Annotated in this window: 12 protein-coding genes and 3 tRNA genes; 8 read left to right on the top strand and 7 right to left on the bottom strand. The window is 67.8% G+C overall.

The genetic code is table 11. The annotated features are described in order from the left end of the window. Positions 1-158: 158 nt before the first annotated feature. Positions 159-231, bottom strand: a tRNA-Lys gene (locus tag HMPREF1137_RS02690). A gap of 34 nt (positions 232-265) precedes the next feature. Then, positions 266-338 (bottom strand) — tRNA-Lys (locus HMPREF1137_RS02685). 145 nt (positions 339-483) lie between these two features. Between HMPREF1137_RS02685 and HMPREF1137_RS02680 the strand changes: the two genes are divergently transcribed. Next, positions 484-1152: a metal-dependent transcriptional regulator gene (locus tag HMPREF1137_RS02680; protein WP_007588618.1), complete on the top strand. Its 669-nt coding sequence runs from the start codon at positions 484-486 to the stop codon at positions 1150-1152. A 120-nt stretch (positions 1153-1272) separates the two neighbouring features. Here the strand turns inward: HMPREF1137_RS02680 and HMPREF1137_RS02675 are convergent, their stop codons facing one another. Further along, positions 1273-1719, bottom strand: coding sequence for an HIT family protein (locus HMPREF1137_RS02675; RefSeq protein ID WP_034496457.1), 447 nt, complete (start codon positions 1717-1719; stop codon positions 1273-1275). 124 nt (positions 1720-1843) lie between these two features. Between HMPREF1137_RS02675 and HMPREF1137_RS02670 the strand changes: the two genes are divergently transcribed. Together HMPREF1137_RS02670 and HMPREF1137_RS02665 are read left to right on the top strand one after the other, a co-directional pair. Further along, positions 1844-4774 carry a leucine--tRNA ligase gene (locus HMPREF1137_RS02670; protein ID WP_007588616.1) on the top strand — a complete coding sequence of 977 codons (2931 nt, stop codon included), beginning with the start codon at positions 1844-1846 and terminating at the stop codon, positions 4772-4774. A gap of 6 nt (positions 4775-4780) precedes the next feature. After that, a complete protein-coding gene (locus HMPREF1137_RS02665; protein ID WP_007588619.1) occupies positions 4781-5818 on the top strand; it encodes an Fpg/Nei family DNA glycosylase in 1038 nt (345 codons plus the stop codon). Positions 5819-5876: 58 nt separating this feature from the next. On the opposite strand, the gene HMPREF1137_RS02660 is transcribed toward HMPREF1137_RS02665, so the two are convergent. The 4 genes from HMPREF1137_RS02660 to HMPREF1137_RS02645 form a co-directional block, all read right to left on the bottom strand. After that, complete coding sequence (locus tag HMPREF1137_RS02660) at positions 5877-6368, bottom strand: GNAT family N-acetyltransferase (RefSeq protein ID WP_007588632.1); 492 nt, start codon at positions 6366-6368, stop codon at positions 5877-5879. 85 nt (positions 6369-6453) lie between these two features. After that, positions 6454-7098 carry a serine O-acetyltransferase EpsC gene (gene epsC, locus HMPREF1137_RS02655; protein WP_007588620.1) on the bottom strand — a complete coding sequence of 215 codons (645 nt, stop codon included), beginning with the start codon at positions 7096-7098 and terminating at the stop codon, positions 6454-6456. Positions 7099-7190: 92 nt separating this feature from the next. After that, positions 7191-8123, bottom strand: coding sequence for a cysteine synthase A (cysK, locus tag HMPREF1137_RS02650; protein WP_007588621.1), 933 nt, complete (start codon positions 8121-8123; stop codon positions 7191-7193). Positions 8124-8159: 36 nt separating this feature from the next. Continuing rightward, positions 8160-8816: an IMPACT family protein gene (locus HMPREF1137_RS02645; RefSeq protein WP_007588628.1), complete on the bottom strand. Its 657-nt coding sequence runs from the start codon at positions 8814-8816 to the stop codon at positions 8160-8162. A gap of 174 nt (positions 8817-8990) precedes the next feature. Between HMPREF1137_RS02645 and rpmF the strand changes: the two genes are divergently transcribed. The 5 genes from rpmF (at position 8991) to metE (ending at position 14694) form a co-directional block, all read left to right on the top strand. Then, a complete protein-coding gene (gene rpmF, locus HMPREF1137_RS02640; protein ID WP_003792889.1) occupies positions 8991-9161 on the top strand; it encodes a 50S ribosomal protein L32 in 171 nt (56 codons plus the stop codon). Between the two features lie 131 nt (positions 9162-9292). Then, the gene (locus tag HMPREF1137_RS02635) at positions 9293-10564 is read left to right on the top strand and encodes a cation:proton antiporter (RefSeq protein ID WP_007588617.1); all 1272 of its coding nucleotides are present in this window, start codon (positions 9293-9295) and stop codon (positions 10562-10564) included. Positions 10565-10599: 35 nt separating this feature from the next. Next, positions 10600-10675, top strand: a tRNA-Arg gene (locus HMPREF1137_RS02630). A 633-nt stretch (positions 10676-11308) separates the two neighbouring features. Next, positions 11309-12292: a methylenetetrahydrofolate reductase gene (locus HMPREF1137_RS02625; RefSeq protein WP_007588631.1), complete on the top strand. Its 984-nt coding sequence runs from the start codon at positions 11309-11311 to the stop codon at positions 12290-12292. 80 nt (positions 12293-12372) lie between these two features. Then, positions 12373-14694 (top strand): 5-methyltetrahydropteroyltriglutamate--homocysteine S-methyltransferase, encoded by a 2322-nt coding sequence (gene metE, locus HMPREF1137_RS02620; protein ID WP_007588629.1) that lies wholly within the window; start codon positions 12373-12375, stop codon positions 14692-14694. Positions 14695-14755: the final 61 nt, after the last annotated feature.

The raw sequence follows: 14755 nt of genomic DNA, 5'->3' as shown, positions 1-14755 counted from the left end.
ACGGCGAGCGGGCGGGCAGGCCTCGCGGCAGCCGGAGATCTGGCGGGGCTACGGCGGTGGCCGGGAATCTGGCGGGCTGCGGCCGGCACCGGAAAACAAACGGGGGAGTGGGCGTGCAGATATGAAAAACCGGCGACCCGAAGGCCGCCGGTTGTTTGTGCGTCATGGGGGACTTGAACCCTCAACCCGCTGATTAAGAGTCAGCTGCTCTGCCAATTGAGCTAATGACGCGGGGTACTTTCACTAGCCGGAGCCAGGAAAGCTGTGCGTCATGGGGGACTTGAACCCTCAACCCGCTGATTAAGAGTCAGCTGCTCTGCCAATTGAGCTAATGACGCGGGGGTTTTGCAACCGAAAGATAAATATACAGGCGCGATTCGCCCCGCGCAAGTCAATGAGGGCTGTCGTGGCCTATGTCGCACGCTCACCGGACGTGACTCACACGTGCACCTACAATGGGGCTTCAGACGAAAGGGGAACGCCATGTCGGACGCGTCGAGCACCTATTCCGCTGTCGTGGAGGACATCCTCAAGCTCGTGTGGAGCGCCGAGGAAGCTGGCCGCGACGGCGTCAAACCTAAGGATGTCTCCGAGCACATGGGAGTCGTCCCCTCGACCGCGACTGAAAACATCCAGCGCCTGGCTCGCCAGGGCCTCGTGACCCATGAGCGCTACGGCCGTGTGCGACTAACCCCGCAGGGGCGCGCCGTCGCTTTGGGCATGGTACGCCGCCACCGTCTGCTCGAAACCTACCTGCACGAGGCCCTTGGCTTTTCCTGGGATGAGGTCCACGAAGAGGCCGAGATCCTGGAACACGCAGTCTCCGATCGTCTTCTCGACCGGCTTGACCGCGTGCTTGGCTACCCGAGTCGCGACCCGCACGGGGATCCGATTCCGCGCGCCGACGGAACCAGCGATGACGTTGCAGGAAGCCCGCTCGACGCTCTCGACATCACCGCAGGGGGAGTCGTCGAGCGGCTGCCAGACCGGGACCCCGATGCGCTGCGCGCCTGGGAGGAGGCGGGTCTCGTGCCCGATGCCCATATCACCGTCGTCGCATCGGACTCCGCAGGAGTGACGGTCCTCCTCGACGATGGGCAGATGCTTCTCCTCGACCCCGCCCAGGCCTCGGGCATCGTCGTCCGGGACTGAGCTGCCCCAACGCGAGCCGACTCCCATCGACGAGGCCCGGAAACGATCCAGCCCGCCTGACCAAAGAGGCCGGGCGGGCTGGGAGCGCCCGTCGGTGGGCGCACAGGTGGGGCGTGGGCCTTAGACGAGCGCTGCGGAGGTCATCGACGGCGGAACGTGCGCGGCGTGACCGGCAGCCAGAAGAGCCTCGCGCAGAGTCGTGATCGCGCTATCGAGATCTTCGTCGCTGGCAGGGGCAGCGTTCGAGAGCAGCACGTCGGACTCGTCGCGCAGGGGAATCACGTGCAGGTGGGTGTGGGGGACCTCGAAGCCCGCAATGACGAGGCCCGCTCGAGCCACGCCGAAAGCCGACTTTTGGGCGAGGCCGATCGCGCGTGCGACCTTCATGAGGTGCGCTGCCACGTCGGAGGGGGCGTCGGTCCACGCCTCGTAGGGGGTGCGAGGGACGACGAGGACGTGTCCGGGCGAGGTGGGCTCGATCGTTGCGAAGGCGACGCACAGGTCGTCGGCCCACACGAAGCGACCGGACCAGGCGCCGGAGATGATGTTTTCAAAGACGGTGCTCATGCGACTATTGTCACCCATTCGCGCCTGCTTCGGTAGGTGAGCGCATCCGGCGGGGTTGGCGGGCGTGAACTACCCTGGTGGGGAGTATTGTTACGCGACCCATCGTTAAGCGAGGAACGCACAGATGAGCGAAAATCCGCAGAGTGCCCCGGCCCAGCGCTACACCGCTGAGCTCGCAGGTCAGATCGAGACGAAGTGGCAGGACCGCTGGGAGGAGCTGGGCACGTTCTACGCGGACAACCCCACGGGCGACCTGGCTGGCCCGCTGGCCTCCCACAACCCCTTCTTCATTCTCGACATGTTCCCCTACCCCTCGGGTAAGGGCCTGCACGTGGGGCACCCGCTGGGCTACATCGCGACCGATACGCTGGCGCGCTACCGCCGCATGAAGGGCGACAACGTCCTGTACACGATGGGCTACGACGCCTTCGGCCTGCCCGCCGAGCAGTACGCCGTCCAGACCGGCCAGCACCCGGCCATCACCACGAACCAGAACATCGCGAACATGCGCCGCCAGCTGCGCCGCATGGGACTGTCCCACGACTCGCGCCGCTCCTTCGCCACGACCGACATCGAGTACGTGCACTGGACGCAGTGGATCTTCCTGCAGGTCTTCAACTCGTGGTTCGATCCCGAGGCGACGGCTCCCGACGGCTCCCAGGGTGCGGCCCGCCCGATCACTGAGCTGATCGCCAAGCTCGAGTCCGGCGAGATTCGCCCCGAGGATGGCTCCGACTACAACTCCCTGGACCGAGCCGCCCAGGCGAAGGTCGTCGACTCCTTCCGCCTCGCCTATGTCTCCGAGGCCCCCGTCAACTGGTGCCCCGGTCTGGGAACGGTCCTGGCCAACGAAGAGGTCACCGCCGACGGCCGCTCCGAGCGCGGCAACTACCCGGTTTTTAAGCGCAATCTGCGTCAGTGGATGATGCGTATCACCGCATACGGTAAGCGCCTGACCGACGACCTCGACACGATCAACTGGCCCGAAAAGGTGCGCACGATGCAGCGCAACTGGATCGGCCGCTCCGAGGGCGCGACCGTCCGCTTCGACGTGCCCGGCGCGCGCGAGGCTGGCGCTTCCCTCGACTCCCTGGACGTTTACACGACGCGCCCCGACACGCTGTTCGGCGCGACCTTCATGGTCGTGGCCCCCGAGCACCCGATCCTCGGCGGAACCGTCGGCGGCGACGCCGACGATGAGGCCGCCCTCACCCTGCCCGCCTCCTGGCCTGAGGGCACGAAGGACGCGTGGACGGGGGGCGCCGCCTCTCCGAAGGAGGCCGTGAGCGCGTACCGCGCCCAGGCCGCCGCGAAGTCCGAGGCGGAGCGTGCTGACGAAGAACGCACCAAGACCGGCGTGTTTACCGGCCTGTTCGGCATCGATCCGGTCAACGGCCGCCCGGTTCCGATCTTCGTTGCCGACTACGTTCTGTGGGGCTACGGCACCGGCGCCATCATGGCCGTTCCCGCGCACGACGACCGCGACTGGGCGTTCGCCCGCGCTTACGACCTCGACATCGTGCGCACGATTGGCCCGGCCGACGACCCCTACGGCCCCGACCTCGAGGCCGGCGCGTACACGGGCGATGGCGTGGCCGTTGACTCCGCGAACGACGAGATCGACCTGAATGGCCTGGCTAAGGATGAGGCCAAGGCCGCCATGATCGAGTGGCTGGTCGCCAAGGGCCTGGGCCACGGCACCGTCACCTACCGCCTGCGCGACTGGCTCTTCAGCCGCCAGCGCTACTGGGGCGAGCCCTTCCCGATCGTGTGGGACGAGGACGGCGTCGCGCACGCCCTGCCCGAGGACATGCTCCCCGTTGAGCTGCCCGAGGTCAGCGACTACAGCCCGCGCACCTTCGACGCGGACGACGCCGATTCCTCGCCCGAGGCCCCGCTGGGCCGCGCCGAGGACTGGGTGAACGTCACCCTCGACCTGGGCGATGGCCCCAAGACCTACCGCCGCGAGACCAACACGATGCCCCAGTGGGCGGGCTCGTGCTGGTACGAGATGCGCTACACCGACCCGACGAACGCGAAGCGTTTCTCCGGCGAGGAGAACCTGGCCTACTGGATGGGTCCGCGCGAGGGGAAGGTCAGCGGCGGTACCGACATGTACGTCGGCGGCGTCGAGCACGCGGTCCTGCACCTGCTCTACGCCCGCTTCTGGCAGAAGGTCCTCTTCGACCTGGGTCACGTGCCGGGATCCGAGCCCTTCCACACGCTCTTCAACCAGGGCTACGTGCAGGCCTACGCCTACACCGACGCGCGCGGCCAGTACGTGCCCGCCGATGAGGTCGAGGGCGACGAGACGACCGGCTTCACCTACAAGGGCGAGCCCGTCAACCGCGAGTACGGCAAGATGGGTAAGTCCCTGAAGAACATCGTCACGCCCGACGAGATGTACGACGCCTACGGCGCCGACGTCTTCCGCGTGTACGAGATGAGCATGGGCCCCCTCGACCTATCGCGCCCGTGGGAGACCCGCGCCGTCGTCGGCTCCCAGCGATTCCTGCAGCGCCTGTGGCGTAACGCGGTCGATGAGGAGACGGGCGAGCTCACGGTCACCGACGAGCCTGCGGACGACAAGACGCGTCGCCTCGTGGCCCGTACGATCGCCGAGGTGACCGAAGAGTACGAGAACCTGCGCATCAACACCGCGATCTCCAAGCTCATCGTCCTCAACAACCACCTGACCAGTCTGGACGCCGTTCCGCGCGACGCCATCGAGCCTCTGATCCTCATGCTCGCCCCGGTCGCCCCGCACCTGTGCGAGGAGCTGTGGAGCCGCCTGGGCCACGAGGCCTCCCTGGCCCGCGAGCCCTTCCCGGTCGTCGAGGATTCCTCGCTGCTGGAGGAAGACACGGTCACGGCCGTCATCCAGGTCAACGGCAAGGTCAAGGCCCGCATCGAGGTCGCTCCCTCCATCTCCGAGGAAGACCTCATCGCGGCCGCCCTGGCCGAGGCCCCGATCGTCAAGGCCCTCGGCGGGGCAGATCCCCTCAAGGTGATCGCCCGCGCGCCGAAGCTGGTCAACGTCGTCGTCAAGAAGTGAGGTCGCATGCCTGAAGGCGATGCAGTCCGTCGCCTAGCCGGTACCCTCGACGAGCTTTTCGTCGGGGGTATCGTCTCGGCCTCGTCCCCGCAGGGGCGCTTCGCGTCCTCCGCAGCCCTCCTCGACGGGTGGGTCATGCAGCGGGTGCGCGTGCACGGCAAACACATGTTCATCGGTTTCGTCCCGCCCATCGACGGTGAGACGTATGAGGCCGGGGTGGCCCTCCTGGAGGGCGCCGCGGCCGGCAGCGGGGAGCCGATCCTCGGCGAGGACGCTCCCTGGCCGGACCGGTGGGTGCACATCCACCTGGGCCTGTACGGCTGGTGGCGCTTCAACGGTGACGAGACCATCGTCGACGAGGGGCATGGCGTCGCTCACCGCATCCCCAACGTTCCGAAGGGGGAGTGGAACGGCCACTCCGAGACCCGCTGGGGCGAGGGCTTTGGCGAGGCCAAGGCGGGGGAGTGGGAGCCGCCGGAGCCGGTCGGTGCCGTGCGCCTGCGCCTGTTCAACGACCATGCGGTCGCTGACCTGGTGGGTCCCAACCGCTGTGACCTCATCACGGATGAGGAGCGCATCAAGGCAGAGTCGAAGCTGGGGCCGGATCCTCTGGACGCCGGGGCCCGCTCCGACGCCGAGGCCATGGAGCGTTTTGCCCAGGTCGCTCACTCCAAGAAGCGCGCGATTGGCGAGATCGTCATGGATCAGTCGATTATCGCGGGCGTGGGCAACATCTACCGTGCCGACGCCCTGTTCCTCGCGGGCATCTCGCCACACCGCAAGGGGGCCAATATCTCCATCAAGCGCCTGCGCGAGCTGTGGGTCCTGATCTGCGACCTCATGAACCGCGGCCTGGCCGCAGGTCGCCTGGACACGATGGACCCGGAGGAGGCCCCCAACCCGCCGATTGAGGGTGACGAGGAGGCATCGCGCTGGTACGTGTACCACCGCACGGACCGCCCGTGCCTGCGCTGCTCGACGCCGATCCGTGAGGCGCTCATGCAGAACCGACGCCTGTTCTGGTGTCCGTCCTGCCAGCGCTGAGCGCGCGAAGAACCGTCAGGGGAGTGCGGGCCGCAAGGCTCGCACTCCTCGACCTTTGTCAGGCAATCTCTTCGAATCCGAGGACCGAGTAGAGTTCGCGGGCTCCGCCGTGGCGCGTATCCAGGCGCAGGGCGAGGGTGTCGAATCCCCACTGTGAGCAGCGCGCGGCGACCTCGGAGACGAGGGCTGTCGCGATGCCGCGCCTGCGGTAGTCGGGGGCGACGATCAGGTCCACCACGAAGGGGCCGTCCGGCGCATCATCCCACGGGGATTCGCGGACGACGAGGATCGCTCCGACGAGCGTGCCACCGTCCCACGCGCCGATGAACGAGTCTTCGGTGGTCGCCCCGAAAGCGCCCTCAAACGTCAGGCGTAGTTCTTCGGAGGTTTCCAAGAGCGCCTCAGGCGTGACGTCGTCGTCGTACGCCTCGAGGGTGAGTACCGCGAGCGCGGGGATGTCGAATGTTGTGAGCGTGGCGATCTCAATACCCTGAGGCCGATTCGCCGCTGACAACGCGTCCAGGGGGGCATGTAGAGTTTGAGCTTCCATAAACCAACTATAGGTGAGGATGCTCACTTTGTCACGGGTCTTGAACGGATTCTCACAGACCGCATCTGATGAGGGCGAATGCCCCTCAGATGTAGAGGGCCGGCTCCTCGAAGAAGTAGTTGGGATCGACGATGAGGTCGCGGTCGCGCGTGTCCTTTTCGGGCTTGGGGAGCAGGCGCGCGGGCACGCCGATTGCCACGTTGCCGCAGGGCACGTCCTTGACGACGACGGCGTTCGCGCCGATCTTGACACCCGTGCCCACGGTGATGGGGCCTAGGACCTTCGCGCCCGCGCCAATCATGACGTGGTCGCCGACGGTGGGGTGGCGCTTGCCGGGAGTCATGGCGACGCCGCCGAGGGTGACGCCGTGGAAGATGACGACGTCGTTGCCGACCTCGGCCGTCTGGCCGATGACGACGCCCGTTGCGTGGTCGATGAAGACGCGGCGGCCAATGGTGGCCTCGGGGTGAATGTCCACGCCGGTGACCGCGCGGGCCATGGAGGACAGAACGCGCGCGGGGGTGCGTGCGCCGTGAGACCACAGGGCGTGGGACACTCGGTGCGTCCACAGGGCGTGTACGCCCGGGTACGTCAGTGCGATCTCCAGGGCGGAGGTAGCCGCGGGGTCGCGGCGCTGCGCCGTCACGAGGTCCTCGCGGAAGAGCCCGAGCGCCTTGGTAGGCAGGGCGCGCGACAGGGTCTTCGACAGGGCGCGTACGGTGAGCTTCACGAGTTCCTCCTGGATGGTCGACTCAGATGGGAACGCACAGGTGGCCCCGAATATTCCATCCGGGGCCACCTTAGCGCGTCAAGCGGGAAGGATCAGTCCTCGAGGCCCGCGAACAGCGCGGTCGAGAGGTAACGCTCACCCGTGTCGGGCAGGAGCGTGACGATCTTCTTGCCGGCCAGCTCGGGGCGGGTGGCGACGGCGGCCGTACCCGCGAGGGCGGCGCCGGAGGAGATGCCCACGAGCAGGCCCTCCTCGGCGGCCGCGCGGCGAGCGAACTCGAGCGCCTGGGCGGTCTCCACGGAAATGACCTCATCCACGATGCCAGCGTCGAAGGTCTCGGGCACGAAGTTGGGCATGAGGCCCTGGATGCCGTGCGGGCCGGGAGTGCCGCCCGTCAGCAGGGGAGACTCGGCGGGCTGAACGGCGATGATGCGCACGTTCGGGTTCTTCTCCTTGAGGACCTTCGCGACGCCCGAGATGGTGCCACCCGTGCCGACGCCGGCGACGAAGACGTCAACCTGGCCGTCGGTGTCGGCCCAGATCTCCTCGCCGGTGTGCGCCACGTGGGCAGCAGGGTTGGCGGGGTTGGTGAACTGGGAGGCGATGATGGCGCCGGGGCGCTCGGAGGCGATGCGCTCGGCCTCGGCAACGGCCGCGGAGACGCCGCCCTTCGGGTCGGTGAGGACCAGCTCGGCACCGAAGGCGCGCACGATCGCACGGCGCTCGACGGACATCGAGGCGGGCATGACGATGACGACCTTGTAGCCGCGTGCCGCGCCCACCATCGACAGGGCGATGCCCGTGTTACCGGAGGTGGCCTCGACGATCGTGCCGCCGGGGGCCAGGGCGCCCGAGGCCTCAGCCGCGTCGATGATCGAGCGGGCGATGCGGTCCTTCACGGAGGACGCGGGGTTGAAGGCCTCGACCTTGGCAACCACGTCAACGCCGTCACCGGCAACGTGGTTAATGCGGACGAGGGGGGTGCCACCGATCAGATCGGCGACGGTGGAGGCGATGCGAGCCATGAGAGGTCCTTCCTAAGCAGGTGTACCCCTGAATTGTCATCCCACGCGCGGAGCCTCGTCTAGTTCAATCCGCCGTGTTTCCACGTAGCGAAACTTTGCAACACCGGACGAGGCCTGGGCCAGGCATGCGTCAATGGAGTCTCGGTCGCTCGGATCGATGGCAATGCGCAGCGTGACGTCCGGGCCCCAGATCGTGTCGATGACCGCGGCTCCTCGCGCGCGCAGCTCGGCTTCAATGCGACCCGCGTCCCCGGGGTTCAACTGGGTTTCGAGGACGTCGCGCCCGACGAGGTATGCGATGGGGGCGCGGGCGACGGCCTCGGAGACTGAGGTGGAGTAGGCCCGCACGAGGCCACCCCCGCCCAGGAGGATTCCGCCGAAGTAGCGGGTGACGACCGCCGTCGCGTTCCACGTGTCGGAGGCGCGGAGGGCCTCCAGCATCGGGGTCCCGGCCGTGCCCGAGGGCTCGCCGTCGTCCGACGAATGCTGCAAAGGTGCGGCATCCGGCGGGTCGATCAGGTATGCGGAGCAGTTGTGGCGGGCCTGCGGATGCTCGGCTTTCACCGCGTCGATGAGGTCGCGTGCCTCCTCGGGAGTGTCCGTCCTAGCAAGCGTTGTAATGAATCGGGAACGCTTGATCTCAATCTCGTGGGTGAGGAGCGTGCCGGAGGCGAGCGTGCGAAGAGCGGACATGCGCTCAGTCTAAGGGAGAGAGCCTGCCTCAGTCTGTAACCAGGATCGCAGGCGCGTAGGCTCTCGCGATGTGCTTCAGAGTCTGGTCCGTGGTAGTCTTGTCGGGTTGTCGCCGTGCGCCCGCGTGGCGCACCGATCAGAATAGTCGTCGAGAAAGAAGAGGAGCGGTAAGACATGGCAGTTCCCAAGCGCAAGATGTCCCGTGCGAACACCCGCACCCGCCGGTCTACCTGGAAGGCTGATCTTACCGAGCTGAACACCGTCAAGGTTGCCGGCCGTGAGATCCGCGTGCCCCGCCGCCTGGCCAAGGCCTACAAGAACGGCCTCCTGGACGTCGAGGGCTGACCTCGCATCCACGCACGGGCCCGGGACTTGTCGTCCCGGGCCTTTGTCATGCCCACAATTCCTGAATACGCGCCCTTGACCCCAACGGTCGTCGGCGCGCACCCAATTCCAGTACCCGAAAAGGAATGCACATGAGCCTGCCGATGTCTCTGCCCGCCGCGAGCGGGGGAGTGGGCCACGGCCTCGTCGCCGCGTCGAGCACGAGTGGCACCGAGGGAGCCATCGTCTCCCTCTTCCTGATCGCCGCCGCTGCGGCTGTCGCGCCCCTGCTGTCCTCGCTCACGCGCAAGCGCGTGCCCGACGTCGTCTGGCTGCTCATCCTCGGCGTCATCATCGGGCCGAACGTTCTGGGGCTCGCATCCCTCACCGAGCCGATCTCCGTGTTCCGCGAGGTTGGCATGGGCATGCTCTTCCTCATCGCGGGCACCGAGATCGACGTGGAAGAGGTGCACGGACGGGCTGGGAGGCGTTCGCTGCTCACGTGGCTGGCGTGCTTCGGTATCGGCCTGGCCGTCTCCTGGGCGGCGGTCGCCGCGTCGGGGACGACGGGTGTCGCCACCGCCACCTACATCGCGCTCGCGATCGCGCTGACCTCGACGGCGCTCGGCACCCTGCTGCCCATCCTTATGGAGGCCGGCGTCATGGGGACGACGATCGGCAAGGCCGTCCTCGTCCACGGCGCCGTCGGCGAGCTCGCACCCATCATCGCTATGTCGCTCCTGCTGTCCGCGCGTAGCCCGTGGGCCGCGGCGATCGTTCTGTTGCTCTTCGCGTTGGCCACGGTCCTCGCGGTCGCCATCCCGACGCGCTTCATTCTCAAGCATCCCGCGATCGGGCGGACGATCCTCCACGGGGCGCAGACCTCGCAAAAGACGCTCATGCGCGTCGTCATGCTGGTCCTCACCGGCCTCATGGCGCTGTCCGCGGTCATGGAATTGGACATGGTGCTCGGCGCGTTCGCGGCCGGCATCATCGTCCGCGCGCTGGCGCCCGGCAACTTCACTATGGTCGAAGGCGAGCTGCGCACCCTCGGCTTCTCCTTCCTGATCCCGCTGTTCTTCGTCACCTCGGGCATGAATATCTCGCTCAGTGCCGTCGTGGGCTACCCCTTCCTGCTCGTCGCCTTCGTCGGCGCGATCCTCGTGGTGCGCGGCGTGCCCATCGTTCTTTTGGAACGCTTCCACGGATCGATCGAGCGCGTCGGCTGGACGGATGCGACGCGCATCGGTCTGTATGGCGCGACAGGCCTGCCGATCATCGTCGCCGTCACCGGACTGGGCGTCTCGACGGGTGTCCTGCCCTCGTGGCTCGCCTCCCTGCTTGTCGTCGCTGGCGCGTTGTCCGTGCTGCTCTTCCCGCTGCTCGCCTTCCTGCTGGGGCGCGCTGGTGGAAAGGCGCGCTAACCTCCGCTAGTCTTACAGGCGGCGCACCGCGCCACGCCTCCGTAGCTCAATGGATAGAGCAAGGGCCTTCTAATCCCGAGGTTGCAGGTTCGAGTCCTGTCGGAGGCGCCAGCTTGTGATGCGGGTGCTCCCACAAAGCATCGTTGTCGGTCGTTATGTGGCCTCCCGAACCGGGGTAGCGTGGCATAATGGGGGAGCCGAACAGTTGCCGCTGTTCGACTCCCCGGTTTCCGGGGTGGTCTTAGCTCCCCATCAGGGTGCTAAGCAGGAATGCGATCGCCCAGATCAGCTGCGGCAGTGTCGTGATCACTGCTACAGCGATCTGGGCTTTCTGCTTCCCGTCACAACCTCGCCGCCGTTGGGGCTGGCGATGGTCTTTAGCCATTGCCCAGTCACCTCCTCTCAACGGAACCACTCCCCGGCAGGAATGCAGGTGTCCCGGGGCGGTGCCGTGGAGGCAGCACTATCGTCGCACTGGGTACAGTCATTTCTGGCACGGATGTGAGACGGGCGCTGTCACAAACGCTCGTTCCGTGGACCCCTCCTGCGTCGCCTGCACGAAGGCGGACATACTGGGGTCATGAACGCACGAACGAACACCACCCGTCGCATGTGCGGGTCTATTCGTGCCCGAATGTGCAGCTGACGCCGACGTCCGCCAATCCTTAGGCTCGCGCTCCACCGCCACACCCCCGCGCCAACGCGCACTCACGTGGAAGCCAGCCGCCACCCGAGAGTTACACCGTGCCCTTCTCAGACGACGCCTACGCCTGTCCCTGCACCCACGACCACGAGCCCACGCTCCTGTCCTTCGAGGTCATGCCCCCGCGCAAGCCCTCCCTGGAAGAACCCTTCTGGAACACTGTCGACCAGCTGCTGCGCGTGCGTCCCGACTTCATGTCCGTCACATATGGCGCCGGCGGAAAGGATCGCTCCAACGCCCGCGCGACGGTCCGTCGCCTCGTGCGTGACACCCCGATCCAGCCGATCGCGCACCTGACCTGCGTGGGTAACTCGACCGAAGAGGTCGTCTCCACTGTCTACGACTACCTGGACTCTGGCGTGCGCACCTTCCTGGCGCTGCGCGGAGACCCGCCGGTGGGACAGGAAGGTTGGGAGCCCGGCCCGGGCGGCGTCGGCAGCGCCACTGAGCTCATTCACCTGATCCGCACCGTCGAAAAGCGCCGCTGCGACGCCCATCCGGGTGAGGCGCTGCGCTCCGCCTTCAAGCCTCTGACGATCGCCGTCGCCGCGTTCCCTGCAGGCAACCCTGCAGCCGGAACCACGCCCGCTCAGGAAGTCGAGCGCCTCCTCGTCAAGCAGGCCGCAGGCGCCTCCTTCGCGATTACGCAGCTCTTCTGGGACGCCGAGGTCTACGCCTCCTTCGTCGAACGCGCCCGCCGCGCCGGCGTCACCATCCCGATCGTGCCCGGCCTGCTGCCGGCCACCGACCCGGCCCGTCTGCGCCGCGTCCAAGACCTCACCGGTATTGAGGTCCCCGAATACCTGCTGACGACGCTCGCCGACTATCCCCACCAGGACGCGCGCGACGAGTTCGGCGCAGTCTTCGGCTCGCGCCTCATCCACTCCGTCCTGGAGGCGGGCGCACCCGGCGTCCACCTCTACACCTTCAACCGCTCCAAGCCCGTCTTGGACATCCTGGCCCTCATGGGAGTGAAGCCCGACCCGCTGCGGTCCCAGGCCTCGTCCCCCGAAACCCGCGCCTGAGGGCGCCACCATCCACCCTGCGGCAGGGTGCGGGGTCTCCCCGCGCACGCCGAACGAGTAGCACACCCAAGGAGAAAACCATGTCCGCTGCGACCACGCAGTTCCCCACCGCCACGATCCTGGCCTATCCGCGCATCGGCCGTGGCCGCGAGCTCAAGCGCGCCCTCGAGGCCCGCTGGGCCGGCCGCATCACCGAGGCCGAGCTGATCCAGGCCGCCAACGATCTGCGCAAGGAGAACCTCGCGCGCCTCGTCGAGCTTGGCCTGAACCCCTCCGACGCGTCCCTGGCCGACGCGCCCTCCCTGTACGACCACGTCCTGGACGCCACGATCCTCCTGGGTGCCATCCCGCCGCGCTTCGCCGGCCGCGAGGGCCTCGACCTCTACTTCGCGCTCGCCCGCGGTGACGACAAGGTCGGCCCCGAAGAGATGACGAAGTGGTTCGACACGAACTACCACTACCTCGTTCCCGAGATCGGCCCCGACACGCCCCTGCGCTTCGCCGACGACACGATCACCCGCCGCTTCACCGACGCCCGCGAGTGGGGCTACGTGACCCGCCCGGTTCTGGTCGGCCCCGTCACCTACCTGGCCCTAGCCAAGGCCGACCCGGCCACCCCCGACTTCGACCCGCTCACCCGCATCGACGAGGCCGTGGCCGCGTACGAGGAGGCGCTGGCCTCCCTGCACGCCGCCGGAGCCCCGTGGGTCCAGCTCGACGAGCCGGCCCTCACTTCCGACAACCTGTCGCGCACCCGCGTCGAGCTGGGCGAGCTGGCCGCCCGCGTCTACGAGCGCCTGGCCGCCTCTCAGAACCGTCCCCAGATCCTGCTCACCACGCCCTACGGCGACGCCTCCCACGCGGTTCCCGCCCTTGCCAAGACGGGCGTCGAGGCCCTCCACGTCGACACGCTGCGTGGCTCGCTGCCCGAGGGCGCCGACCTGTCCGGCGTCACCCTCGTCGTCGGCGCGGTCGACGGCCGCTACATCTGGCGCGCCGACCTGGCCCAGTTGCGCGACACCCTGAAGGCTGCTCAGGCCCTGGGTGCCGCCCGCGTCACCGTCGCCACCTCCAACTCCCTCCAGCACGTGCCTCACGACACCGCCCTGGAGACCTGGGACGACGCGACCCTCAACGAGAACCTGCACGCCTGGCTCGCCTTCGCCGACCAGAAGGTTCTCGAGGTCGTCACCCTCGCCCGCGGCGTGGATGAGGGCTGGGAAGCCATCGACGCCGAGGTCGCCGAGGCCACCCGGGTGCTCGAACAGCGCGCCGCCGCCCCCGGCGTCGTGCGCCCCGAGGTCCGCAGTCGCACCGCCGCCCTGACCGACGCCGACCGCGCCCGCGAGCCCTACCTCGAGCGCGAGGCCGCCCAGACCGAGCGTCTCCACCTGCCCCCGCTGCCCACGACGACCATCGGCTCGTTCCCGCAGACCACCGAGATCCGCAAGGCCCGCGCCGCCAACGCGCGCGGCGAACTGTCCGACGCGGACTACGAGGCCCGCATGCGCGAGGAGATCGCCTCGGTCATCACCCTCCAGGAGGAGCTGGGACTCGACATGCTCGTCCACGGCGAGGCCGAGCGTAACGACATGGTTCAGTACTTCGCCGAGCTGCTCGACGGCTTCGCTGCCACGCGCAACGGCTGGGTGCAGTCCTACGGCTCGCGCTGCACGCGTCCCTCCGTCCTGTGGGGCGACGTCTCGCGCCCCGCGCCCATGACCGTGGGCTGGACCAGCTACGCCCAGTCGCTCACCGACAAGCCCGTCAAGGGCATGCTCACCGGCCCCGTCACGATCATTGCGTGGTCCTTCCCGCGCAACGACCTGCCGCTCGGTGAAATCGCCGACCAGATCGGCCTGGCCCTGCGCGACGAGGTCTCCGATCTCGAGGCCGCCGGCATCGCCGCGATCCAGGTTGACGAGCCGGCCCTGCGTGAGCTCCTGCCCCTGGACGCCGACCGCCACGCCGACTACCTGAATTGGTCCGTGGGATCCTTCCGACTGGCCACCTCCTCGGTGCGCCCGGACACCCAGATCCACACGCACCTGTGCTACTCCGAGTTCGGCCAGATCATCGACGCCATCAAGGGCCTGGATGCCGACGTGACATCCATCGAGGCGGCCCGCTCCAAGATGGAGGTCGTCCCCGAGCTCGCCGAGGCCGGCTTTGACCACGGCATCGGCCCCGGCGTGTGGGACATCCACGCCCCCCGCGTCCCCAGCACCGAGGAGCTCGCCGAGCTCATCGGCCTGGCCGCCGACGCCGTTCCGGTCTCGCGCCTGTGGGTCAACCCCGACTGCGGCCTCAAGACCCGCGGCTACGAGGAAACAAAGGCGTCGCTGGACAACCTTGTCTCTGCTACTCGACAAGTGCGTGCCCAGCGCGGCCTGGAGAGCTGAGCGTTCTCCTAGGCGATAGGTGAGGGGCGGGCCCTATGGGTCCCGCCCCTCACCGTTTGCG

This window comes from Actinomyces sp. ICM39 (assembly GCF_000282935.1).
Classification (GTDB): Bacteria; Actinomycetota; Actinomycetes; order Actinomycetales; family Actinomycetaceae; genus Pauljensenia; species Pauljensenia odontolytica_B.
The sequence above is the reverse complement of the archived record's forward strand: the minus strand, read 5'-3'. Positions and strand labels throughout refer to the sequence as shown.